26 protein-coding genes are annotated in these 23976 nt (G+C 62.6%); 21 read left to right on the top strand and 5 right to left on the bottom strand.

Annotation, left to right across the window (positions count from 1 at the left end; all coding sequences use genetic code 11):
* The first annotated feature begins 128 nt into the window (after positions 1–128).
* The 8 genes from F0A16_RS08230 to F0A16_RS08195 all read left to right on the top strand — a co-directional run bounded on the left by F0A16_RS08230 (position 129) and on the right by F0A16_RS08195 (position 8271).
* Positions 129–326, top strand: a complete 198-nt coding sequence (locus F0A16_RS08230) for a heavy-metal-associated domain-containing protein (RefSeq protein WP_149434889.1) — start codon at positions 129–131, stop codon at positions 324–326.
* Between the two features lie 82 nt (positions 327–408).
* Positions 409–2442 (top strand): excinuclease ABC subunit UvrB, encoded by a 2034-nt coding sequence (gene uvrB / locus F0A16_RS08225; protein ID WP_149434888.1) that lies wholly within the window; start codon positions 409–411, stop codon positions 2440–2442.
* 21 nt (positions 2443–2463) lie between these two features.
* Entirely contained in the window at positions 2464–2631 is a 168-nt protein-coding gene (locus tag F0A16_RS21680; protein ID WP_187775943.1) for a hypothetical protein, read from the top strand.
* Positions 2632–2839: 208 nt separating this feature from the next.
* A complete protein-coding gene (locus tag F0A16_RS08215; protein WP_149434971.1) occupies positions 2840–4345 on the top strand; it encodes a fumarate hydratase in 1506 nt (501 codons plus the stop codon).
* A gap of 177 nt (positions 4346–4522) precedes the next feature.
* On the top strand, positions 4523–5944 hold the full coding sequence (gene cls / locus F0A16_RS08210) for a cardiolipin synthase (protein WP_149434887.1): 1422 nt from the start codon (positions 4523–4525) through the stop codon (positions 5942–5944).
* A 61-nt stretch (positions 5945–6005) separates the two neighbouring features.
* On the top strand, positions 6006–6923 hold the full coding sequence (locus F0A16_RS08205; RefSeq protein WP_149434886.1) for a LysR substrate-binding domain-containing protein: 918 nt from the start codon (positions 6006–6008) through the stop codon (positions 6921–6923).
* 141 nt (positions 6924–7064) lie between these two features.
* Positions 7065–8060: a YihY/virulence factor BrkB family protein gene (locus F0A16_RS08200; protein WP_239023757.1), complete on the top strand. Its 996-nt coding sequence runs from the start codon at positions 7065–7067 to the stop codon at positions 8058–8060.
* Complete coding sequence (locus F0A16_RS08195; protein WP_149434885.1) at positions 7999–8271, top strand: acylphosphatase; 273 nt, start codon at positions 7999–8001, stop codon at positions 8269–8271. Before F0A16_RS08200 ends, F0A16_RS08195 begins: the two co-directional genes overlap by 62 nt.
* Positions 8272–8350: 79 nt before the next feature.
* On the opposite strand, the gene F0A16_RS08190 is transcribed toward F0A16_RS08195, so the two are convergent.
* The 3 genes from F0A16_RS08190 to F0A16_RS08180 all read right to left on the bottom strand — a co-directional run bounded on the left by F0A16_RS08190 (position 8351) and on the right by F0A16_RS08180 (position 11305).
* Positions 8351–9307: a nucleoside hydrolase gene (locus F0A16_RS08190; protein ID WP_149434884.1), complete on the bottom strand. Its 957-nt coding sequence runs from the start codon at positions 9305–9307 to the stop codon at positions 8351–8353.
* A 109-nt stretch (positions 9308–9416) separates the two neighbouring features.
* Positions 9417–10361 carry a ribokinase gene (locus tag F0A16_RS08185; protein ID WP_149434883.1) on the bottom strand — a complete coding sequence of 315 codons (945 nt, stop codon included), beginning with the start codon at positions 10359–10361 and terminating at the stop codon, positions 9417–9419.
* On the bottom strand, positions 10361–11305 hold the full coding sequence (locus F0A16_RS08180; protein ID WP_149434882.1) for a D-2-hydroxyacid dehydrogenase: 945 nt from the start codon (positions 11303–11305) through the stop codon (positions 10361–10363). The genes F0A16_RS08185 and F0A16_RS08180 overlap by 1 nt, the downstream gene beginning before the upstream one ends.
* A gap of 303 nt (positions 11306–11608) precedes the next feature.
* On the opposite strand from F0A16_RS08180, the gene F0A16_RS08175 reads away from it, so the two are divergent.
* From F0A16_RS08175 to F0A16_RS08115, 13 genes are all read left to right on the top strand, one after another.
* Positions 11609–11902 (top strand): FmdB family zinc ribbon protein, encoded by a 294-nt coding sequence (locus tag F0A16_RS08175; RefSeq protein WP_149434969.1) that lies wholly within the window; start codon positions 11609–11611, stop codon positions 11900–11902.
* Positions 11903–11946: 44 nt separating this feature from the next.
* Positions 11947–13728, top strand: a complete 1782-nt coding sequence (gene aspS / locus F0A16_RS08170) for an aspartate--tRNA ligase (protein WP_149434881.1) — start codon at positions 11947–11949, stop codon at positions 13726–13728.
* Between the two features lie 177 nt (positions 13729–13905).
* Positions 13906–14445: a crossover junction endodeoxyribonuclease RuvC gene (gene ruvC / locus F0A16_RS08165; protein WP_149434880.1), complete on the top strand. Its 540-nt coding sequence runs from the start codon at positions 13906–13908 to the stop codon at positions 14443–14445.
* A gap of 74 nt (positions 14446–14519) precedes the next feature.
* Positions 14520–15125, top strand: a complete 606-nt coding sequence (gene ruvA / locus F0A16_RS08160) for a Holliday junction branch migration protein RuvA (protein WP_149434879.1) — start codon at positions 14520–14522, stop codon at positions 15123–15125.
* Positions 15126–15132: 7 nt separating this feature from the next.
* Positions 15133–16185: a Holliday junction branch migration DNA helicase RuvB gene (ruvB, locus tag F0A16_RS08155; protein ID WP_149434878.1), complete on the top strand. Its 1053-nt coding sequence runs from the start codon at positions 15133–15135 to the stop codon at positions 16183–16185.
* Positions 16178–16588 carry a tol-pal system-associated acyl-CoA thioesterase gene (gene ybgC / locus F0A16_RS08150; protein ID WP_275401751.1) on the top strand — a complete coding sequence of 137 codons (411 nt, stop codon included), beginning with the start codon at positions 16178–16180 and terminating at the stop codon, positions 16586–16588. Before ruvB ends, ybgC begins: the two co-directional genes overlap by 8 nt.
* A 13-nt stretch (positions 16589–16601) precedes the next feature.
* Positions 16602–17291 (top strand): protein TolQ, encoded by a 690-nt coding sequence (gene tolQ, locus F0A16_RS08145; protein WP_110708907.1) that lies wholly within the window; start codon positions 16602–16604, stop codon positions 17289–17291.
* A gap of 14 nt (positions 17292–17305) precedes the next feature.
* On the top strand, positions 17306–17746 hold the full coding sequence (gene tolR / locus F0A16_RS08140) for a protein TolR (RefSeq protein ID WP_149434877.1): 441 nt from the start codon (positions 17306–17308) through the stop codon (positions 17744–17746).
* A 9-nt stretch (positions 17747–17755) separates the two neighbouring features.
* A complete protein-coding gene (gene tolA / locus F0A16_RS08135; protein ID WP_149434876.1) occupies positions 17756–18790 on the top strand; it encodes a cell envelope integrity protein TolA in 1035 nt (344 codons plus the stop codon).
* Between the two features lie 11 nt (positions 18791–18801).
* Positions 18802–20112 (top strand): Tol-Pal system beta propeller repeat protein TolB, encoded by a 1311-nt coding sequence (gene tolB / locus F0A16_RS08130; protein ID WP_149434875.1) that lies wholly within the window; start codon positions 18802–18804, stop codon positions 20110–20112.
* Positions 20113–20159: 47 nt separating this feature from the next.
* Positions 20160–20672, top strand: a complete 513-nt coding sequence (gene pal / locus F0A16_RS08125) for a peptidoglycan-associated lipoprotein Pal (protein WP_149434874.1) — start codon at positions 20160–20162, stop codon at positions 20670–20672.
* A gap of 18 nt (positions 20673–20690) precedes the next feature.
* Positions 20691–21527: a tol-pal system protein YbgF gene (ybgF, locus tag F0A16_RS08120; RefSeq protein WP_149434873.1), complete on the top strand. Its 837-nt coding sequence runs from the start codon at positions 20691–20693 to the stop codon at positions 21525–21527.
* Positions 21528–21575: 48 nt separating this feature from the next.
* Positions 21576–22334: a YciK family oxidoreductase gene (locus tag F0A16_RS08115; protein ID WP_149434872.1), complete on the top strand. Its 759-nt coding sequence runs from the start codon at positions 21576–21578 to the stop codon at positions 22332–22334.
* 7 nt (positions 22335–22341) lie between these two features.
* On the opposite strand, the gene F0A16_RS08110 is transcribed toward F0A16_RS08115, so the two are convergent.
* Complete coding sequence (locus F0A16_RS08110) at positions 22342–23019, bottom strand: HAD-IA family hydrolase (protein ID WP_149434871.1); 678 nt, start codon at positions 23017–23019, stop codon at positions 22342–22344.
* Entirely contained in the window at positions 23016–23771 is a 756-nt protein-coding gene (gene ubiG, locus F0A16_RS08105) for a bifunctional 2-polyprenyl-6-hydroxyphenol methylase/3-demethylubiquinol 3-O-methyltransferase UbiG (protein WP_149434870.1), read from the bottom strand. Before ubiG ends, F0A16_RS08110 begins: the two co-directional genes overlap by 4 nt.
* Positions 23772–23976: the final 205 nt, after the last annotated feature.

Genomic DNA, 23976 nt, shown 5'->3' with positions numbered 1-23976 from the left:
TGAGTGTGGCGTCTGGCCTCAAGATGGCGGCGATGTTCGGGTATTGCAACGCCAGGTCGCGCAAACGACATGCTAGTCTATGCTGTCTGCCTGAAATCGTCGTGGAAGACCGTTGTGGAGAGCCTCGTATGTCACATATCAATCTCACGCTGAGCGGCGTATCGACGCCGGAAGACCTCAATCGCGTCACGACCGCCCTGATGATGGTGGATGGCGTCGAAAGCGTCGATATCGGCCGGGAGTGGGCCGAGGTCGAAGGGCGTGTCAGTCGCGACGCCTTGATCGCGGCGGTGGAGGCGCTGAAATCGGGATTTACCGCACGGTGATCTTGGCTCGTCCCCGAGCGCTGGCACTCGAAATCACCATCCCGCCCTTGAATGACGATAGTTTGGACCCTAATTAGTCACCATGAACAAACCTTTCAAGATTCAATCCAAGTATCGTCCGGCGGGAGACCAGCCGGCCGCCATCGAGGGGCTGGTCCGCGGCCTGGGTGCCGGTCTGTCGCATCAGACGCTGCTCGGCGTCACCGGGTCGGGCAAGACCTTCACCATGGCCAATGTCGTCGAGACGCTGCAGCGCCCGACCATCGTGCTGGCGCCGAACAAGACCCTGGCGGCCCAGCTCTACGGCGAGTTCAAGAGCTTCTTCCCGGACAACGCGGTCGAGTATTTTGTCTCGTACTACGACTACTACCAGCCGGAAGCCTATGTGCCGTCGTCGGATACGTTCATCGAGAAGGACGCCTCGATCAACGACCATATCGAGCAGATGCGGCTCTCCGCGACCAAGGCGCTGCTGGAGCGTCGCGACGCGTTGATCGTGGTATCGGTTTCCGCGATCTACGGCCTGGGCGATCCCGAGCAGTACATGAAGATGCGCCTGCACTTCAATCGCGGCGAGCAGATCGACCAGCGCAGCTTTCTGCGCCGGCTGGCGGAACTCCAGTACACCCGCAACGATGCCGACTTCCGCCGTGGCACGTACCGGGTTCGCGGCGACGTCATCGATGTCTTCCCGGCGGACGCCGAGGACGAAGGCGTGCGGATCGAGCTGTTCGACGACGAGATCGACTCGATCCGACTGTTCGATCCGCTGACCGGGGAGGTGCGCGGTCAGGTGCCACGCATGACCATCTACCCCAAGAGCCACTACGTCACGCCACGGGATACCATCCTCGGCGCGATCGAGTCGATCAAGCAGGAGCTGGCGGACCGGCTCGAGTACCTGCGCAAGCACGAGCGCCTGGTCGAAGCGCAGCGGCTCGAGCAGCGCACGCTCTACGATATCGAGATGATGCTGGAGCTGGGTTACTGCAACGGCATCGAGAACTACTCCCGCTATCTTTCCGGGCGCGCGCCGGGGCAGGCGCCGCCGACGTTCTTCGACTACCTGCCGGACGACGCCCTGCTGTTCATCGACGAGTCCCACGTCAGCGTGCCGCAGGTCGGCGGCATGTACCGCGGCGACCGGTCGCGCAAGGAGACGCTGGTCGAGTACGGCTTTCGCCTGCCGTCGGCGCTGGACAACCGACCGATGACGTTCGAGGAGTGGGAGGGCATCGTACCGCAGACGGTGTTCGTCTCGGCCACGCCGGGACCGTACGAGGCGGAACACGCGGGCCAGGTCGTCGAGCAGGTCGTGCGTCCCACCGGGCTGGTCGACCCGCAGATCGAGGTGCGTCCGGCCACGACCCAGGTCGATGATCTGCTCTCCGAGATCCGTTTGCGCGTGGATGTCGGCGAGCGGGTGCTGGTCACCACCCTGACCAAGCGCATGGCCGAGGATCTGACCGAGTATTTCGACGAACACGACATTCGGGTTCGCTACCTCCACTCGGATATCGACACGGTGGAACGGGTCGAGATCATTCGCGATCTTCGCCTGGGCAAGTTCGATGTGCTGGTCGGCATCAACCTGCTGCGTGAGGGGCTCGACATCCCCGAGGTATCGCTGGTCGCCATTCTCGACGCCGACAAGGAGGGCTTCCTGCGTGCCGAGCGCTCGTTGATCCAGACGATCGGACGGGCCGCGCGTAACGCCCACGGCAAGGCCATCCTCTACGGGGATCGAATCACCGATTCCATGCGCCGGGCGATGGACGAGACCGAAAGACGCCGCAACAAGCAGATCGCGCACAATGAACGTCACGGCATCACGCCGATGACCGTGACCAAATCCGTGGCCGACATCATGGAAGGGGCGCAAGCGCCGGGCAGCCGCAAGAGCGGGCGTAAGCGCACCGAGCAGTTGGTGGCGGAAGCCCCGGGCGACTACACCCGCGAGGCCTTGAGCCAGATGAACGCGCCACAGCTCACCAAGGAGATCGGCAAGCTCGAGGATCGCATGCACGAGGCTGCCCAGAATCTCGAATTCGAGCAGGCCGCGAAGCTGCGCGACCAGTTGCAGACGCTCAAGGCCAGGTTGCTGGAGCTGGGATAGGCGAGGTCAGGAAACGCTCGAATGCCGGAAGGACCGGAAATACGTCGTGTGGCGGATCGGCTGGGCAGGGTGCTGGTCGGCAGACCGTTGGTTCAGGCCTGGTTCGCCTTTGCCGAGATCGAGTCGATGGCGGGGCGCCTGGGCCGAAGCCGGGTCACGGCGGTCGACTGCTGGGACAAGGTTTACTGATCGCCTTCGGCGACGGACGGGATTGACAGATAATGGTGCTCTTAAATAAAGAGATAGTTCAAAGTTTATACCGTTATCATTCTTAACGTAAACAACAACACCAAACTGCCAATTCCCGTTCTCTAGGGTATGATTAGCGGCCTTGAAGTTACCGACCCACGGACGATCGATCCGTCGGGCAGTCACCGTGACCAGCAGGAGACCGATGATGACCGTGATCCGCCAGGAGGATCTCATTCAGAGCGTGGCCGACGCGCTGCAATACATCTCCTATTACCATCCCAAGGATTTCATCGATGCCATGCACGCGGCCTACCAGCGGGAAGAGAACCCCGCCGCGCGGGATGCCATCGCACAGATTCTGATCAATTCCAGGATGTGCGCCACCGGCCATCGGCCGATCTGTCAGGACACCGGTATCGTCACGGTCTTCGTTCACGTCGGCATGAACGTGCGCTGGGAAGCCGACATGAGCCTCGACGACATGGTCAACGAAGGCGTGCGCCGCGCCTACCTGCTGCCCGACAATGTCCTGCGCGCTTCGGTGCTGGCCGACCCCGACGGCAAGCGTCGGAACACCGGGGACAACACCCCGGCGGTGATCCACCACAAGCTGGTGCCGGGTGACACGGTCGAGATTCACGTGGCGGCCAAGGGCGGGGGGAGCGAGGCCAAGTCCAAGTTTGCCATGCTCAACCCGTCTGACAGCGTGGTCGACTGGGTGCTGGAACAGCTGCCCAAGATGGGTGCCGGCTGGTGCCCCCCTGGGATGCTGGGGATCGGCATCGGAGGTACCGCGGAAAAGGCCATGGAACTGGCCAAGGAAGCGCTGCTCGACCCCATCGACATTCAGGCGCTTCAGGCCCGCGGTGCCAGCAATCGTGCCGAAGAGCTGCGTCTGGAACTGTTCGACAAGGTCAACCGGAGCGGCATCGGCGCGCAGGGGTTGGGCGGATTGACCACGGTGCTCGACATCAAGGTCAAGGATTATCCCACTCATGCGGCCAACAAGCCGGTGGCGATCATTCCCAACTGCGCTGCCACCCGCCACGTGCATTTCAGCCTCGATGGCAGCGGTGCGGCGCAGCTGCCGGCACCCAGGCTCGACGACTGGCCGGAGATCACCTGGGAAGTGGGCGAGGGCGTGCGCCGCGTCAATCTCGACGAGATCACCCCGGAAGCCGTGCGCGAGTGGCAGCCCGGCGATACCGTGCTGCTCTCCGGCAAGCTGCTGACCGGGCGGGACGCCGCCCACAAGCGGATGATCGATATGCTGGCCAGGGGCGAGAGCCTGCCGGTGGATCTGAAGAATCGCTTCATCTATTACGTCGGGCCGGTCGATCCGGTCGGCGACGAAGTGGTCGGACCGGCGGGCCCCACCACGGCGACGCGCATGGACAAGTTCACGCGGACGCTGCTCGAGGAGACCGGCCTGTTGGGCATGGTCGGCAAGGCCGAGCGCGGCCCGCTGGCGATCGAAGCCATTCGCGACAACCAGGCGGTCTATCTGATGGCCGTCGGCGGCGCGGCCTATCTGGTGGCGCAAGCGATCAAGAAGGCGGAGGTGATCGCGTTCGACGACCTGGGCATGGAGGCGATCTACGAGTTCGAGGTCGAGGACATGCCCGTCACGGTGGCCGTGGACCATCTGGGTACGTCGGTTCACCAGACGGGCCCCGCCAGGTGGAAGGAGATCATCGCCGAGCGGGTCTAAGCGGCCAGGTGGCGGTCGATGGAGCTCGGGCCCGCGGCGCCGGGCACTATTCAACAAAGAGATCGCGTCAAGGAGAGAGTCCCTGTGGGGCTCTCTCTTTTTTTCGGTATGATGTTGGTTCGACTAACGATTTTTGGCGGAGAGGATGGTGATGCAGCGTAGCGGAAGATGCCGGACATGACCGTATTGATCGGCTGGCTGTTGTTCGTCTCCCACGTTGCCGGGATCGCCACGGCGATCATGGCGCTGATGTCCAGCCGCACCTCCCAGGGTGCCGTCGCCTGGATCGTGACGCTGATCAGCTTTCCCTATATCGCCGTGCCGATTTTCTGGACATTCGGCCGGCCCAGGTTCTATGGCTATGTCTCGGCGCGGGGCGAGCGGGACACCGTGCTGCGCCAGGTTCTTCAGCGCTATCGGCCGAACATGGAGTCGTTCATTTCGCGGCCGGACGCGGTCAGCGGACGTATTCGTGCGGTCGAGGAGCTGGCCCGCATGCCGATGACCCGAGGCAACCGGGCGGAGCTGCTGATCGATGGCGATGCCACCTTCGACAGCCTGTTCGAAGGCATCGATCGTGCCGAAGAGTATATCCTCGTCCAGTTCTTCATCGTGCGCGCCGACGAGATCGGCCTGGCCTTCAAGCGCAAGCTGATCCACCAGGCGGAGCACGGCGTCAACGTCTATTTCCTCTACGACGAGATCGGCAGTCGCGGTTTGTCCGGAGGCTATCTGAGAGATCTGGAGGAAGCGGGGGTCCGGGTCTCGGCCTTCAATTCGTCACGCGGCTGGCGCCACCGGTTCCAGATCAACTTCCGCAATCATCGCAAGATCGTGGTGGTGGATGGCCGCGTGGGCTGGACCGGTGGGCTCAACGTCGCCGATGAGTATCTGGGGCGAGTCGAACGTTACGGACGATGGCGGGACACGCATCTCAAGCTCCAGGGACCGAGCGTGCTGGCGCTTCAGGAAGCCTTCTGGGAAGACTGGTACTGGGCGACCGGCGACATCCTGGCTCTCGGCTGGAAGCCCACGCAGATTCCCGATGCGTCCCAACATGTGGCGATCGTACCTTCCGGCCCGGCAGACGGGCGCGAAACGGCCAGCCTTCTGGTTCAACACGCCATTCACGGCGCCCGCCACCGTCTGTGGGTCACCAGCCCCTATTTCGTTCCCGATCACGGCGTCCAGGACGCGCTGACACTGGCGGCGCTCAGAGGCGTCGATGTCCGGGTACTGATTCCCGAGCGTCCGGATCATCTGCTGGTCTTTCTCTCCGCCTTCGCGTTCTTGCCGGAGATGATCCGCAACGGGGTCAAGATATACCGTTATCAGCCTGGATTCTTGCATCAGAAAGTCCTGTTGGTGGACGATCACACCTCGATGGTGGGGACGGTCAATCTCGACAACCGTTCTTTTCGGCTCAACTTCGAAGTCACCGCGTACGTTCCCGACAAGGTCTTTGCCGCCTCCGTTTTCGAGATGCTCGAGCAGGATTTCGCCAATAGCCGACAGGTCAGCCGGCGCGAACTCGAGGAGAGGCCGCTATGGCGCAAGCTGGTGTCACGGGCCACGTACCTGCTGTCGCCCGTACAGTAGCGATGCCACTGGCGTGGCGCTCGACGTCATCAATGCATGAAGGGTTGCCGGGAGGCCCCCATTGAATCTAGAAACCAAATGGCTCGAGGACTTCGTGGCCTTGTCCAACACGAGGAGCTTCTCGGCTTCGGCGCGCCAGCGACATGTCACGCAGCCCGCGTTCAGTCGGCGCATTCGTTCGTTGGAACAAGCCGTCGGCGCCACCCTGGTGGACCGCTCGACCACGCCGGTCAGCCTGACGCCGGAAGGGCAGCTCTTCCTGGTGACCGCCAGGAACATCGTCGAGCAGCTCAACGACAGCCTGGCCCATCTCCGCGGTCTCGCGATGGACAACGAAGCCCTGGACATCGTCGCCGCCCACTCGCTGGCGCTGGCCTTCTATCCGCCCTGGATATCGCGCCTGCAGAAAGGCGTCGGCGAGCTGCCCACCCGGTTGGTGGCCATGAACGTCGGCGATGCCATCCACGTCCTTCGGGAGGGCAACTGCGACCTGATGCTGGCCTACCATGACCCCTACGCCACCATGCAGCTGGACGCCGAAATCTTTCCCTCGTTCTCCATCGGGCAGGTCAAGATGATTCCCGTCAGCGTTCCGGATGCCGCCGGCGAGCCGAGATTTTCATTCGATGGCGACGGGCCGATTCCGTTCTTGTCCTACACCCAGGGTGCCTTCCTCGGCCGCAGTGTCCGCATGCTGCTCAAGAACGAGCCAGGGCGCATGCGCCTCAAGACCGTCTACGAAACGGCGATGGCGGAAGGGCTCAAGGGCATGGCCCTGCAGGGGGTCGGGCTGGCCTGGATTCCCGATTTCTGCATCCGCGACGAACTGGCGAACGGAAAGCTGGTGCGCGCCGCGGGGAGCGACTGGGATATCCCGTTGGAAATTCGCCTGTATCGATGCTCGCTGGTTCACAAGCCCGGTGTCGAGAAACTGTGGCGCCGCATGATGAAGCTCCCCAGCGATTTCCTGCGTGCATGAGTCGCGCTCGGTACGGATGACGTTCCGCCGCTGGCGCGGGAAGTGCGGAAATCTCGTCTAGACTGGGTGTGTCGTAACAGGCCGATTATTCAAGGTTCGTCTTTACCGCCCGCGGTGACAGCAGACAATAGGGAACTCGACTTGATAGCCCTCTACTCCAAAGCCGTCTTTTTCTGCAAATACTGGTTCGCCGTCGTTCGCGATTCAGTCAAGTTATGGCTTGACCGCAACGCCTTCAGCTACGCTGGCTCGCTGGCGTTCTACACGCTTTTTTCTCTGGCGCCAACGGTCATCATCGCGGTCACTGTGGTGGGACTATGGCTGGGTGAGGATGCGGCGCGCGGTGAGATCGTGAACCGCTTGCAGGATACGCTCGGCCCTTCGGCGGCCAGCGCAATCGAGAGCGCCGTCGCGCAATCGAGCATCCAAGCCTCGGGCATCCTGCCAACGGTAGCGGGCTTCGTCACGCTGCTCATTGGTGCGACAACGGTATTCGGTCAGATGCAGTTTTCGCTCAATACCATCTGGGGTGTCGCGCCCAATCCGGATCGCAACAGTATCTTTCTATTTGCCAAGAAACGTCTACTGTCGATGGCCGTCGTACTGGCGATCGGTTTCGTGCTACTCGTGTCATTGATATTGGGTGTCATCGTGCAGGCGACGTTTAGCTACGCCGGGGACTGGGTTCCTGGCAGCGTGTTTCTGCTCGAGATCGCTCAGTTCGCGCTGTCTATCGTGGTCATCACGCTGTTCTTTGCCGCTATCTTCAAGGTGTTGCCGGACGTCGTGCTCTCCTATCGCGACGTACTGCTCGGCGCCTTGGTGACGGCGCTGCTATTCATCCTCGGCCGCAACGCCATCGCTGCCTATCTGGCGCACACCGCGACGGCGTCGACCTACGGCGCCGCTGGTTCGGTAGTGCTGGTGCTGCTCTGGGTGTACTACTCATCGCTGATCCTGCTGTTCGGCGCGGCGTTCACCCGAACCCATGTCCTGGCCAAGGGCGGCAGCATCATTCCTCGCAATACGGCCGTGGCGGTGCGCCATGAAGTGATCACAAAGGAGGAGGCATCTCATGACCCATCGGACGATCAAGGCCTGGGTGAGCGGGAGAGTCCAGGGCGTCAGCTACCGTGAACATGTACGTCGTCACGCGGAGCGCTGGGGCATTACCGGTCATGCGATCAATCTCGAGGATGGACGTGTCGAGATAACCGCCCATGGCGAAGCCATCGCCATCGCCGAACTGATCGATCAGCTTTGGGAGGGGTCGCCGGCCGCGGACGTCACCGATGTCACGGTCGAGGAGGCGACGCTCGCGGCGCCTGCGAGCTTCACCACGAGTTGAGCAGTCAGAAAGCCGGACGGCGGTACCGGAGTACGACGAGACGCCGCCCGATCGCCTCCGGCGATCGGGCGATCCCGTTTCAGTGCGAGGGAGGGGCGACGAGAGTATCGACGATCCAGTCGATGACGCCTGGGCCATCGGCGTTCATGCAGACCTCCGTCACGTTGCCTTGGGACCAGCGGGTGTCGACGAACTCGCGTCGCTCCGGTGCCATCACGGTCTGCCCCTCGGCCAGACCGTCGGTGACCACGCTCAGGTAGCCCCGCTCGACGGTAAAGAGATCCGGTCGCAGCAGCCACACCAGCGCACAGCTGTCATGGGGACAACAGCCATCGATGCCCAGCGCCTGCTGGTAGAAAGCGCGATAGAAATCGTAGCTCTCACCCAACACTTTACCCAGCGCGCCCTGGGCTTCAACGATGCGCGCCATGCTCTGCGGGTCCAGCACGCAACGGTGCGTTGCATCCAACCCCACCAGCGTCAGCGGCCAGCCGGCCTGCAACACCCGGGCCGCGGCGTGGGGATCGTTGAAGATATTGGCTTCCGCGACGGGGGTCACGTTACCGCCTTCACGGATCGATCCGCCCATCACCACCACTCGCTTGACCTTGTCGACCAGACCAGGGTCGAGCTGCAATGCGGCGGCGAGATTGCCCAGCGGGCCGACGGCGACCAGCACGACGTCTCCCGGCCGGGCATTGACCTGATCGACGATGAACTGGGCGGCACTCTGCTTCAGGGCTTGTGTGGAGACCTCCGGCAATTCGATGTTGCCCAGGCCGTTGTCGCCGTGGATGTGTTCCGGTGGCGGGTTCTTGGGCTTGACCAGCGGCCCGGCGGCTCCCTGGGCAACGGGAATCGACTGACCGGCGAGCTCCGTGAGCAGCAGCGCGTTGTGGGTGGCGACTTCGATCGTGACGTTGCCGAAGGTGGTCGTCAGGCCCAGTAGCTCGATATCCGGGTGGGCCAGCGCGATGGCGATGGCCTGGGCGTCGTCGACCCCCGGGTCGGTGTCGAAAATGATGGGTGTCGGCATGAGGATTCCTAGGATCGGTTCAGGTGGCGCGACACCAACTGCCGGGCCGGCGGCGCGGCGTCGGTGACGATGTTCAGGGCTATTTTCAGAGCTATGTTCAGGGCTATGGTCAGAGTGTCGAGCGCTCGGCCGCGAGGGCGGGTAGGGCCACCAGGGCCTTCTCGACGGCACTGGCGTCGGGAATGCTGGGTTCGGCGCCGGCTGTCTGGACACAGAGCGCCGAGGCGGTCGTCGCCAGGCGCAGCGCCTGCTCGACATCGTCGCCGCGCTGCCGGGCCGCCATGAAATAGCCAATGAAGGTGTCGCCGGCGGCCGTGGTGTCGATGGCCTCCACCGCGTGGGCGGCCAGGGTGATTCGCTGGCCCCGATGCTGATGACAGGCGCCCTGGCCACCCAGGGTCAGGACGACCTCCACCTCCGGCAAGCGTGTGGCCAGCGCCTCCAGCAGCATGTCAGAATCGACGGACTCTTCCTGCCCGACCAGCGCAGCCGCCTCGCCGCGATTGAGGAACAGGAGCTGGCACAGATCCAGCGGCAAGTCGGCAATCTCCACGGAGAGCGGGGCCGGGTTGAACGCGACCGACAGACCCTTGCCGGCCGCCAGGCGCAGCATCTTTCCGGCGTCATTGCACTCGTTCTGGAGCAGGATCCAACTGCCGGGGGCGGCCGAGTCGACCAGGGAGCCGAGGCGACCGTCGTCGAAGCCGTGGTTGGCACCCGGATAGAGAATGATCGCGTTCTCGGCGGCGTCGTCGACCTGGATCAGCGCATGGCCGCTGGCGTCATCGGTCAACTCGATATCCGCGACGTCGACGCCAGCGCTGGCCAACGGCTCCAGCGCCCACCGGTCCCCCTCGTTCAGGCGCCCCCAGTGGACCACGCACCCGCCGGCGCGCGCCAGTGCCAGCGACTGATTGGCACCTTTGCCACCCAGTACCCGATGCAGGCTGGTACTGGAGAGCGTCTCGCCCGGGCGCACCAGGTGCGGAACCCGGTAGACGTGGTCGATGTTGATGGAGCCGTAGTTGTAGATCCTCGGAGTGTCGTTCGCCATCAGGCGCGCTCCTCGTTCAGCCAGGTGCGCAGGTTGTCCGCGGTCAGGTCGACGACGCGCTGGCGCGCTTCCGGCGTGATCCAGGCATTGTGCGGCGTCACGATCAGGTTGAGCGGCTCGGACAGGGCATCGAGCAGGGGGTGTCCCTCCCGTGGCGGCTCGACGGGCAGGCTATCGACAGCCAGCCCGCCCAGTCGCCCATCGCGGAGGGCGGCGAGCGCCGCGCCCTCGTCGATGATTCCTCCGCGCGCACAATTGATCACCAGCGCATCCGTCTTCATCGTCGCCAGCGCCTCGCGGCCGACCAGGCCCCGAGTCGCTTCCGTCAGCGGACAGTGCAGGCTCAGCACATCGGCTTCACCCAGCAATGCCGCCAGCGGCGGACGCGAATCGTCGGCTTCGTTGCCAGGGCGCGCGGCGAAAGTGACACGCATGCCGAAGGCTTCCCCCAGCTTGGCCACCGCCGTACCCAGCACGCCGCTGCCGACGATCACCAAGTGCTTGCCCGCCAGCTGCAACGTGCGGTGATCGAGCAGGCAGAAGATGTCGCTTCTCTGCCAGGCACCATCACGCACGTCGGTCTGATACAGCGGCAGTCGTGCGGCCAGGGCCAGCATCAGCATCAAGGTGTGCTGGGCGACGCTCGCCGTGCCGTAGGCCGCAACGTTGCGGACCAGGACGCCACGACGTTCGGCCGCGGCCATGTCGATGTTGTTGGTGCCGGTGGCCAGCACGCAGATCAGCTTCAGATCGGGGAGGGCATCGATCAGTTCGGCATCGATGACGACCTTGTTGGTCAACGCGATGGTGGCACCCTCGAGCCGGCCGAGCGTCTCGTCCTTGGCCGTCAACTGATGAGTCACGAGATCGTCGACGAGCTTGCGAACCGGCGCGAGGTCGACGTCGTCGCCGAGGGAAGCGGCATCCAGAAGTACGGCTTTCATGCGTCTTTTCCTTGTCTCTTTTCCGTTCCGACGGTCGTCGCCTGGCGGTCGCTGGCGTGCGAACGACGACATCGGCATTGTCAGCCGGTAATATTGCCTGCGACCGGCCGCTACGCGCTATACTATGCGGCTTTCGAGCTTGGCTTGGGAAGGTCCGTGTGGCCACCGGTCATGACGAAGAACGAACGAAAAACCGACTAAAGGATGGCGCGACGCTCGTCGGGAGAAGCGCGCCTGGATATTGCCAGCAAGCCGCTCGATCACCGGCCGGCGACCCTGGCAGTCATAGAGAGTGACGACATCATGCCCATCTATGAATACGAGTGTAAGGCTTGCGGTCATCGGTTGGAAAAGCTCCAGAAGATCAGCGCCGCGCCGTTGACGGATTGCCCGGCCTGCGCGCGCGCCGAACTGTCCCGGCTGGTCTCCGCGGCCGGCTTTCGGCTGGCCGGCGGCGGCTGGTACGAGACCGATTTCAAATCGGGCAGCAAGAAGAACCTCGTTGGCGATAGCGCCAAACCCGCCGCTTCCGGCGACAGCGCCGGCAAGTCGGATGGCGCCAGCAAGGCGAGTGGCGAGAGCAAAGCCTCGGCCTGAATACCGTCTTCACCATTTTTAGCTTCACAATTTTAGGATCCAGCATGCGCAGTCATTATTGCGGCCAATTGAACGAGTCATTGATCGATCACGAAGTCACGCTCTGCGGGTGGGTCCATCGCCGCCGCGACCATGGCGGTGTCATTTTCCTCGACATGCGCGATCGAGACGGTGTCGCTCAAGTGGTGGTGGATCCCGACACCGCGGAGGCGTTCGCCAACGCCGACCGTGCGCGCAGCGAATACGTACTGCGTATCGTCGGCCGCATTCGACTGCGCCCCGAAGGCACTCAGAACCCCAACATGCCCACCGGCATGATCGAGGTGCTGGCCAAGCAGGTCGAGGTACTGAATACCGCCGCCACGCCACCTTTCCAGCTCGACGAGCATGGCAAGGTCGGTGAGGAAGTGCGGCTGAAGTACCGCTATATCGACCTGCGCCGGCCGGAGATGATCGAGAAGCTGCGCCTGCGCTCGCGCATCACCCACAGCGTGCGTGCCTATCTCGAGGATCAGGGTTTTCTCGATATCGAGACCCCGATTCTGACACGCGCCACGCCGGAGGGCGCGCGGGACTATCTGGTACCCAGCCGGACTCACGATGGCCACTTCTTCGCACTGCCGCAGTCTCCGCAACTGTTCAAGCAGCTGCTGATGGTGTCCGGTTTCGATCGCTACTATCAGATCGCCAAGTGTTTCCGGGATGAAGATCTGCGCGCGGATCGCCAGCCGGAATTCACCCAGATCGATATCGAGGCGTCGTTCATCGACGAGCAGGAGATTATGGCCACGACCGAGCAGATGGTGCGCCAGCTGTTCCGGGACGTGCTCGACGTCACGCTGCCCGAGTTTCCGCGCATGCCCTACAGCGAAGCGATGCAGCGCTACGGTTCCGACAAGCCGGACCTGCGTATCCCGCTGGAGCTGGTGGATGTCGACGACCTGATGCAATCGGTGGACTTCAAGGTCTTCTCCGGCCCGGCCAAGGCCGACGACGGTCGGGTCGCGGCGCTGAAGGTGAGTGGTGGCGCCAAGCTGTCGCGCAAGGAGATCGACGAATACACCAGGTTCGTGGGCATCTATGGCGCGAAAGGGCTGGCTTGGATCAAGGTCAACGAACGCGCCAAGGGACTCGAGGGGCTGCAGTCGCCGATCGTCAAGTTCATGGAAGGCATCGTCGAGCAGCTACTGGATCGCGTGGGTGCCGAGGATGGCGACATTATCTTCTTCGGGGCCGACAAGGCGCGAATCGTCAACGAAGCGATCGGCGCGCTGCGCGTCAAGCTGGGTGAGGACCTCGAACTCTACACGTTGCGCTGGGCGCCGCTGTGGGTGGTCGACTTTCCGATGTTCGAAGCGGACGACAACGGCCGGCTTTCCGCGCTGCATCACCCGTTCACCGCACCGTCGTGCTCGCCGGAAGAACTGCAGTCGTCACCGGCCACGGCGCTGTCCCGCGCCTATGACATGGTGCTGAACGGCACCGAGCTGGGCGGCGGTTCGATTCGTATCCACGATCAGGCTATGCAGCGAGCGGTGTTCGAAGTGCTCGGTATCGGCAAGGACGAGGCGGAAGAGAAGTTCGGCTTCCTGCTCGATGCGCTGCAGTACGGTGCGCCACCCCATGGTGGCCTGGCCTTCGGTCTCGATCGGCTGGTGATGCTGATGACCGGATCGCGAACGATCCGTGATGTCATCGCTTTCCCCAAGACCCAGAGTGCCGCAGACCTGATGACCGATGCTCCTGGCGAGGTCACCCAGCAGCAGCTACGCGACTTGCATATCCGCCTGCGCCAGAAAGCGCAGCCGGAGCCCTCCGGCGAATGACGAGCCTGTTCTGGCAGGATGCCGGCGCCCCAGATGGGCGCCGGCGTTGTTTTGCCGGTATCTTTCGCGCTCGACGCCGCTCCGACCATATTCGCGGCACGTGTTCGCAGAGTGGAACCCGAGGTGCATCGTCGTGACCAGTCATGATTGGCGGACAATGGCAGAGGAGTCGGGCGCTTGATCCTGTTGGGTATCGACCCCGGTTCGCGAGTCACTGGCTACGGCGTCATCGATGTCGCAGCCAAGCCTTGCTATGTCGCCAGTGGCTGTATCCGCATCGACGGAGACGACCTGGCCCAGAAGCTGGCACGGATCTATGCCGGTATCAGCGAGTTGATAGGTGAGTACCGGCCTTCGGAGTTTGCCATCGAGCGGGTGTTCATGGACAAGAACGCCGACTCAGCGCTCAAGCTCGGTCAGGCAAGAGGCAGCGCGATCGTGTGCGCGGCCAATCATGGCCTACCGGTGCACGAGTATGCCGCTCGCCAGGTCAAGCAGGCGATTACTGGCAACGGCGGCGCCGAGAAGGCGCAGATTCAGCACATGGTGGTGGCGCTATTGTCCCTGGATGCGCCGCCGCCAACCGATGCCGCCGATGCGTTGGCCATCGCACTGACCCACGCTTACGCTCGACAAGGGTTGCTGACCGTCGCGCCAAAACGTCGTGGAAAACCCTCGCGAGGCGGGCGTTGGCGGGACTTCAAGCCGGATCGCTAGCCGCGTGTCGGCGGCTAGTCAGTTGAATCGGCGATGCGTATAGTGGACGCGGGCAGAGTAAGGACACGGATGGCATGATTGGACGTCTGCACGGCACGCTATTGGAAAAACACCCCCCCTGGATCGTCATCGATGTACACGGCGTGGGCTACGAGCTCGAGACCTCGATGACCACGCTGGTTGCGATGCCGAGCGTGGGAGAAGAGGTGCGGCTATACACGCATCTTAGCGTGCGTGAAGATGCCCATCTTCTGTATGGCTTCGTCCGTGACGAAGAGCGTCAGCTATTTCGGGCGCTGATCAAGGTCAATGGCGTGGGCCCCAAACTGGCATTGGCCATTCTCTCGGGCATGGATACCGATGCTTTCATCCGCTGCGTCATGGATGGCGACAGCAAGGCATTGACCAAATTGCCCGGCGTCGGCAAGAAAACGGCCGACCGACTGATCGTCGAGATGCGCGACCGCTTCCCGCATTGGCAGGAGGGGCAGGGATCGCTACTCGAGGCTGGCAATGTCGCCGCGCGGCCGTCGTCCGACCCGCACGCGGATGCCGAGGCGGCATTGGTGACGTTGGGTTACAAGCCCCCCGAGGCTTCCCGCATGTTGTCCGGTCTGGACAAGAATCTGCCGACCGAGGCGCTGATCAAAGCAGCGCTGTCACGCCAGTTGGCTGGATAACGCGCCCATGATTGAACCCGATCGCCTGGTGGCAGCGCCACCGCAACAGGGCGAGCAGCAGGTCGACCACGCCATCCGTCCCCGCCGGCTCGATGATTATATCGGCCAGCCCCGGGTGCGCGAACAGCTGGACATCTTCATCTCCGCGGCGCGAAAGCGCGGGGACAGTCTCGATCACACCCTGGTTTTCGGTCCGCCCGGACTGGGAAAGACGACGCTGGCCAATATCATCGCCGCCGAGATGGAAGTGGATATCAAGTCCACCTCCGGCCCGGTGCTGGAACGTGCCGGCGATCTGGCCGCGATGCTGACCAATCTGCAGCCGGGGGACGTACTCTTCATCGACGAGATTCACCGTCTGCCGGCTGCGGTGGAGGAGGTCCTCTATCCAGCCATGGAGGATTTCCAACTCGATATCATGATCGGCGACGGTCCGGCGGCGCGTTCGATCAAGCTCGATCTGCCCCGGTTCACGCTCGTGGGTGCCACCACGCGTGCGGGCCTTCTGACCTCACCGCTGCGCGACCGATTCGGGATCGTCCAGCGGCTCGAATTCTATGCCATCGACGAGTTGACCGAGATCGTCACCCGCTCGGCGCGCCTGCTCGATGTGCCTGCCGATGTCGCCGGCGCCCGGGAAATTGCACGCCGGGCCCGGGGGACGCCACGAATCGCCAATCGCCTGCTGCGGCGGGTACGAGACTTCGCCGAGGTCAAGGGCAACGGTAGCGTCGACGTCTCGATCGCCGATCAGGCGCTCAACATGCTCAACGTCGACAGCCATGGGCTCGATCACATGGACCGACGGCTGCTGTTGGCGATGATCGAGAAGTTCGATGGCGGACCGGTCGGAGTCGATAGCCTGGCGGCCGCCATCAGCGAGGAACGCGACACGATCGAGGATGTCATCGAGCCCTATCTGATCCAGCAGGGCTTCATGATGCGCACCGCCCGCGGCCGCGTCGTCACTCGCTCCGCCTACAGCCACTTCGGTATCGTACCCAGCGAGCAGGCGCCCCGGAGCGCCCCCCCGAATCATGGCGGCTCCGGCAATGAGTGAATTCATCCTGCCGGTGAAGGTCTACATCGAGGATACCGACGCTGGTGGCATCGTGTACTACGTTAACTATCTGAAATTCATGGAGCGTGCGCGGAGCGAATGGTTGAACGCATTGGGCTTCGGTCAACGTGGACTGATCGAGCAGGGCGTACAACTGGTGGTACATTCGCTGCAGTGCCGCTACGCACGCCCTGCGCGGCTCGATGACCGGCTGGAAGTGACAGCCGGCGTCGGCCGCCTTTCTGCCTGCTCGTTGCAATTCGTGCAGGCGGTCCGGTACGACGGGGATACATTATGCGAAGCGACGGTCGATATTGCGTGTGTCGATGCGCAACGCCTGAAACCGAGACGTTGGCCCAGCGAACTACACGCGGCGCTGACATCCGCCATTCCAAGCCAGTGATTCGAGGATTTTCGTGAACGACTCCATGTCCATCCCCCATCTGATCATGAACGCCAGTCTGGTGGTCCAGCTGGTCATGCTCCTGCTGTTGGCCGCTTCGGTCGCTTCATGGGTCGTCATCTTTCAACGCAGCTTCGCGTTGAGTCGAGCCAGAAAGGCGCAGAAAGCGTTCGACGAGCGTTTCTGGTCAGGCGTCGATCTCAATGAACTCTATCGTGACGTGCCGGAGAACTACGAAGCGCAAGGTTCGGAGCATGTGTTTCGCGCGGGGTTCCGTGAGTTCAATCGCCTGATGCCCAAGACGCGCAGCAGCGAAGCCGTGCTGGACGGTGTACAACGTTCCCAGCGCGTGGCGCTATCACGCGAGGAGGACAACCTCAACGACAAGCTCACCCTGCTGGCCACGGTGGCGTCGGCCAGTCCCTACATCGGCCTGTTCGGCACCGTCTGGGGCATCATGGGTTCCTTCCAGAGCCTGTCAATGGCGCAGCAGGCGACGCTCTCGACCGTGGCCCCCTGGATTGCGGAGGCTCTGGTGGCGACGGCCATGGGGCTGTTCGCGGCGATTCCGGCGGTGATCTTCTACAACCGGCTGTCATCCATCGCCAGCCGTCTGCTTGGCGAGTACGAGGATTTCGCCGAAGAGTTCCATTCGATTCTGCACCGTAACCTGCAAGGTCGCGGTGGCAACCCGGCGGCCTGAGGCGGAGGTTCAACATGGGTGGACCCTATAGCCGCCATCATCGGCGCAAGCCGATGGGCGAAATCAACGTCGTACCGTTCATCGACGTCATGTTGGTACTGCTGGTGATCTTCATGATCACCGCGCCGATGCTGACCCAAGGCGTGCAGGTCGACCTGCCGCAGGTCACGTCGGAGCCGATCGATACCGAAGAGCAGGAGCCGATCATCGTCTCCGTGGACAGCCAGGGCGAATACTTCATATCGCTGGGCGAACAGGACAAGGCGGTCACGTTGCAGACCGTCGGTGATCAGGTGGTGGCGATTCTAGAGCGCAAGCCCAACACGCCGGTCATGGTCCGTGGTGACAAGAATGCATCATACGGTCAGGTCGTGACATTGATGAGTACGCTGCAGATGGCAGGTGTGGCGAATGTCGGATTGATTTCCGAGCCGCCGCAAGGCAACGACGGGTAAGGAGTCAGCATGGCGAAGCGAAACCGCCGTGTCGGTTACGGCTTGCCCGTCGTTCTGGCGATCGCCGTTCACGTGGTGGCATTATTGTTGACGATGTTGCGTCTGCCGGATAGCGAGCCCACGCCCAGTTCGTCCTCGGTGGTACAGGCCACACTGGTCAGCGATGTGACCGCAACGGACCAGGCGCAGTACGCTCGGGAAGCGCGGGCGCGTGCCGCGCAGCAGGCGGCCGAGCAGCAAGCTCAGGAGCAGGCCCAGCAGCAGGAGGCTCAACGGCAGGCCGCCGCGGAGCAAGCCCAGGCAGAATCCGAGCGTCGCCAGCAGGCAGCGGAACAGGCGGCAGCCGAGCGGGCCAAGGCTGAAGAGCAGCAGAAGACGGCAGAGGCCGCGCGAAAGGCTGAGCTCGAGAAACAGCAAGCCGAAGCAGCCAAGCAGCGCCAGGCGGCGGAGGCGAAGAAGAAGGCCGAAGCCGAGGCTGAGGCTGAGGCTGAGGCTGAGAAGAAACGCCAGGCCGAGGAGGCGAAGAAGAAGGCTGAAGCCGAGGCGGAGAAGAAACGCCAGGCCGAGGAGGCGAAGAAGAAGGCTGAAGCCGAGGCGGAGAAGAAACGCCAGGCCGAGGAGGCGAAGAAGAAGGCCGAGGCTGAGAGGAAGCGCCAGGCCGAAGCGGCAGCCAAGGAGGCGGCAGCCGAGTCAATGAGCGATTCCATCTCCAACGAACAGGAGCGAATCGCCAATGCGGAACAGTCCGACCAGGCCTCGAACAGCTTCATCAATCTGGTCAAACGTGCCGTCGAGGATCGGTGGCACTTGCCGGCCAACGTGGACAATGGTTTGGTGGCGCAAGTCAGAGTGAGGCTCGGGCCCTCGGGTGAACTGCTGGCAGCCAGCGTCACTCGTAGTAGCGGCAGCCCCAGCTTCGATCGCTCGGCCACGCAGGCCGTGGAAGCCGCGGCACCGTTCCGCGAGCTGCAGCAGTTGGATGCCGGTCTGCAGCGGCGGTTCCGCGATTTCAATCTCAAATTCACACCCGGGGATATACAGTGATGAAACGATGGATGTCTCAAGGATGGAAGACCCTGGCCGCTGGTTGGCTGGTGTCGCTGTTTTGTCTGGCGGCCACTGCCCAGGCTCAGGCGCAGAACCTGACCATCGAAATCACCCGCGGTAGCGATCAGGCCACGCCCATCGCCATCGTACCGTTCGAATTCAGTGGACAAGGCGGGTTGCCGCAGGATGTGGCGCAGATCGTCAGCGACGACCTCGAACATAGCGGCCAGTTCTCGCCGCTGAGCCGTAGTTCTCTCGTGTCTCTGCCGAGCAGCAGTGAAGACGTGTTCTACGACGATTGGAAACGTGTCGACGCCCGCTATCTCGTGGTCGGGAAAATCGAGCCCCAGGGCGATCAATATCGGATCCAGTACGAGCTGATGGACATACTGGGAGGCAAGCGCATGCTGGGCGAGACGCTGACCTCGTCAAGTGGCGATCTTCGTGCCAGCGCCCACTACATCAGCGACCAGATCTTCGAGGCGATCACCGGGATCCGGGGTGCTTTCTCCACCCGTATTGCCTACGTCTCGGCTAGCGGTACCGGCGACAACGCGCGATACGCGCTTTACGTGGCGGATGCCGATGGACACAACGGCCAGCAGGTTCTGTCGTCCGACGATCCGATCCTGTCACCGGCCTGGTCGCCGGATGGTCAGAAGATCGCCTATGTATCGTTCGAATCCGGCAACTCGGCTATCTACGTGCAGAATGCCTCCACGGGAGAGCGGGTCCGCCTGACATCCTTCCGCGGCATCAATGGGGCGCCGGCCTGGTCGCCGGATGGCCGCAAGCTCGCGATGTCGCTCTCCAAGGATGGACAGCCGGAGATCTACGTGATGAACCTGGCAACTCGTCAGTTGACCCGACTGACCACCAATCCCGCCATCGAGACCGAGCCCGACTGGTCCCCGGACGGCCAGTCCCTGATTTTCACCTCCGATCGCAGCGGAGCGCCACAGCTCTATCGCATGTCGGCAACGGGCGGCCAGGCCGAGCGGGTGACCTTTACCGGCAACTACAATTCCGATGGACGTTTTTCACCGGATGGAAAATCATTGTTCATGGTGACTCGTGACGACAGCGGTTATCACGTGGCGAAGCAGGATCTCGACACCGGTCGCGTGACGGTCCTGACGGATTCACGTTGGGACGAATCGCCCAGTGTCGCGCCGAATGGCACCATGGTAATCTTCGCTACCCAGCAAGGGGCGCAAGGTGTGTTGGGGGCAGTTTCTTCGGATGGACGAGCGTCTTTCCGACTGCCTTCGGCGCAGGGTGACGTACGCGAACCCGCGTGGTCGCCGTTTTTGAACTAAACGACTACAGTCATTGTGTCATTCGACATCCGAGCAAGGAGATGACAATGCAAATGAAGACCTACGCCAAGACGTTAGCAGTCGCGCTGTCGCTAGCCGTAGTGGCTGGCTGTTCCAGCAGTGGCGGTACCCAGGAAGGGGACATGAATGGCACTTCCGGCGGCACGTCCGGACAGGGCATGACTTCCGGACAGGGCACCTCTGGCTCGCAGATGGGCGCCAACGAACAGCGCCCCAGCGTCGACACCATCTATTTCGCATTCGACAGCGAAGAAATTCGCCCCGAATTCGAATCGGTACTGCGCGGCCACGCTCAGTATCTGATGGCCAACCCGAACACCAACGTGACCCTTCAGGGTTATGCTGACGAGCGCGGTACCCGCGAGTACAACCTGGGCCTCGGCGAGCGTCGTGCACAGGCGGTCGAGCAGTACCTGACCGTCCAGGGTGTGTCCCCGTCACAGATCCAGATCGTCAGCTACGGTGAAGAGCGTCCGGCAGTTCAGGGCCACACCGAAGAAGCTTACGCCAAGAATCGTCGCGTCGTGTTCTCGTACTAAGCAGCGACGGAGAAAAGCATGAAACACGGTCTGAAAAGACTGTGCGGCGCGGGAGCCCTGGTGCTCCCGCTGTCCGTATGGGCTCAGCAACCGGCCATCGATGATCTCACCGGTCAATCGAACGGCTTCTACAGTCAGACGGAAGCCCGCCAAAGTGGCGGCGGCACCCTGACGATTCTCAATCAGCTACAGGACAACAAGCAGCAGATCCAGCAGCTTCGCGGCCAGGTCGAGGAGTTGCGTTACCAGTTGGACCAGCTCAAGCAGCAGACCCAGCAACAGTATCTGGATCTCGATGACCGTATTTCCGGCGGCGGGGCGAATTCAGGCGGCGCTGGAGATACCAGCAACGATTTGAACGGGTCCGACGTCGACAGCGATACCGCGAACGCCGTCTCCGGCGGCAGTGCTTCGACGGCGAACGCTGATGGCGAAGCCGACACTACCGTGGGCAATTCGACCTCATCCAGTGCGACTGGGGATAACGGGCGGGAAGCCTATCAGGCAGCGTTTCAGCAAGTGCAGTCACGCCAGTTCGACGCCGCCATTGACGCCTTCCAACGCTTCATCGGCGATTACCCGCAGTCCAGCCTGTTACCCAATGCGCACTATTGGCTGGGAGAGCTCTACTCGGCACAGTCCCAGCTCGATCAGGCCGCCGATGCGTTCGATACCGTCATCAACGATTATCCTCAGAGCAACAAGGTACCGGATGCGCTGTACAAGTTGGGTTTGCTAAAGGCACGTCAGGGCGATACCGAGGGTAGTCGGCAACTGCTGCAGCGAGTGCGTAGCGATTATCCCGATAGCAACGCCGCGCAGATGGCGGGTGATTTCCTCAACCAAATGGGCTGACCGGATCGCTTACCGATTCCACGGCACTACGACTCAGGACGTTACCTTATGACCTGCCATATCGATTATCAGGCGCCCGCGGACCTGCTCGCCGGAAAGATCGTGCTGGTGTCCGGTGCCAGCACCGGCATTGGCAGGTCCGCGGCGATGACCTATGCGCGCCACGGCGCCACGGTCATTCTGCTGGGACGCAGTGTCAGCCGGCTCGAGGTGGTCTATGACGCCATCGAAGCGATGGGCGCGCCGCAGCCGGCGATATTCCCGCTCAACCTGGAAAGTGCGGCCGCCCAGGATCATTTGGCGGTGGCCACCAAGCTCGAGAAGGAGTTCGGGCGCCTGGACGGATTGCTGCACAACGCCAGCATCCTCGGTGATCGGGTGTCGGTGGCGTCCTACGATCTGGAGCTCTGGGCCAAGGTCATGCAGGTCAACTTCACCGCGACGCTGGGGCTAACCCAAGCGCTGCTGCCGCTACTGGGTCAATCGGGCAATTCGTCCGTCGTGTTCACTTCATCCAGTGTTGGACGACGAGGGCGAGCCAACTGGGGGGCCTATTCGACCTCGAAGTTCGCTACCGAGGGGTTGATGCAGATTCTGGCCGACGAGCACCACGGTTCCGGCATTCGCTTCAACTCTCTCAACCCCGGCGCCACACGCACTGCCATGCGTCGGGCAGCCTACCCCGACGAAGACCCTCAGGTGCTCCGTACACCGGAAGAGATCATGCCAACCTATCTGTGGCTGATGGGTTCGGAGAGCGAGGGGGTCAGTGGCGAAGCCTTCGATGCCCAGCCCCCGAAAACCTGAGTACCGTCTAGCGGGCCGCCAGTAACGCCAGCAGCGCGTCGGCCAGAGACTCCGACGTCTCGAACCAGCGGTCCGCCGGCCACTCATCGAACGGTTCTTCTTCCGGGATATAGCCGTAGCGCACGGCAATCGCCGTCATGCCGGCTCGTTCGGCCGCTTCCATGTCGCGTCGATGGTCCCCGACATACCAGCACTGGCCCGGTTCCACGTTCAGCCGACGAGCGGCGAACCACAGCGGTTCCGGCTCGGGTTTCCTGACAGGCAGATCATCGGCACAGACCAGCACCCCAGGCCGCAATGAGAGAGCTTCGATTAGTGGCTCCGCATAGGCCCTGGGCTTGTTGGTCACGATCCCCCAGCCCCGCGCCTCGGCTTCCCAGCGCGCTATCAGGTCCGCCAGCCCCGGATAGACGCGGCTATAGTCGGCGACGACTTCCGCATAACGATCCAGCAGATATTGACGAGCGCCGGCATGTTGCGGGTGGTCGCTGGCGAATTCCAGCGCCAGCGTCACCAGAGCGCTCCCCCCGTTGGAGACCTGCGCTCGGATGACCTCGTAGGGAAGCCTCGCCAGTCCATGGTGCTCTCTCAACCGATTGGTGGCTTCGGCCAAGTCGGGAGCGGTATCGACCAGGGTCCCGTCGAGATCGAACAATAGCGCTTTCGGGAGGGCGTCATGGCTCATATGTCGTCGCCGCTGCCGGTCCATTCCGGACGCACGTGCACCATGTAGTTGACCGAAACATCATTGGGATCCAGCCGGTAGCGCCGGGACAGGGGGTTGTAGACCAGCCCGGTCTGATTCTGAAGCCGCAGGCCATGCTGTCGGCACCAACCGGAAAGCTCGGAAGGGCGGATCAGCTTGCGGTACTCGTGGGTGCCCCTCGGCAGAAGGCCCAACACGTATTCGGCACCGACAATCGCGAAGGCGTAGGATTTCGGATTGCGATTGATCGTCGAGAAGAACAGATGACCGCCAGGCTTGACCAGTTTGGCGCAGGCCGCGATGACTGAAGCCGGATCCGGCACGTGTTCGAGCATCTCGAGGCAGGTCACGACATCGAACTCGCCGCCATGTGCTGCCGCCATCGCCTCCACGCTGATGCGACGGTAGTCTACCTCAACGCCACTCTCCATCTGGTGAAGCCGCGCGACCGCCAAGGGCGCTTCGCCCAGGTCAATCCCCGTGACTTCGGCACCGCGCATGGCCATGGCTTCGCTAAGGATTCCACCCCCGCACCCCACATCGAGGACACGTTTGCCGGCCAGGGAGACATGAGTATCGATGAAGCCCAGGCGCAGCGGATTGATATCGTGCAGCGGCTTGAATTCGCCTTCCCGATCCCACCAGCGGCTGGCAAGCGCATCGAATTTGGCGATTTCAGCATGGTCGACATTGTGATGAAGAGAAGCTTCGTCGTGAGGTGATGATGTCATGAACGGATTTCCTTTCCGGGAATGTCGGTGCACCGTCAAGTCGGTCGGCCAAGCCGTGGTGTCGCGCATCGGTGCATCGCTTTGCGATATTCTACTATGGACGGTAGCTTGTCTGGAGACCACGTCGGACGAAAAGCGAGTTGGCTGACAAGCACCTGGAGTTGTCGCTTTTCTGCGACTGTGCTTTCGGCTTCTCGCCCGCTAA

Origin of the sequence: Salinicola corii (assembly GCF_008298015.1) — a bacterium.
Classification (GTDB): Bacteria; Pseudomonadota; Gammaproteobacteria; order Pseudomonadales; family Halomonadaceae; genus Salinicola; species Salinicola corii.
The sequence above is the reverse complement of the archived record's forward strand: the minus strand, read 5'-3'. Positions and strand labels throughout refer to the sequence as shown.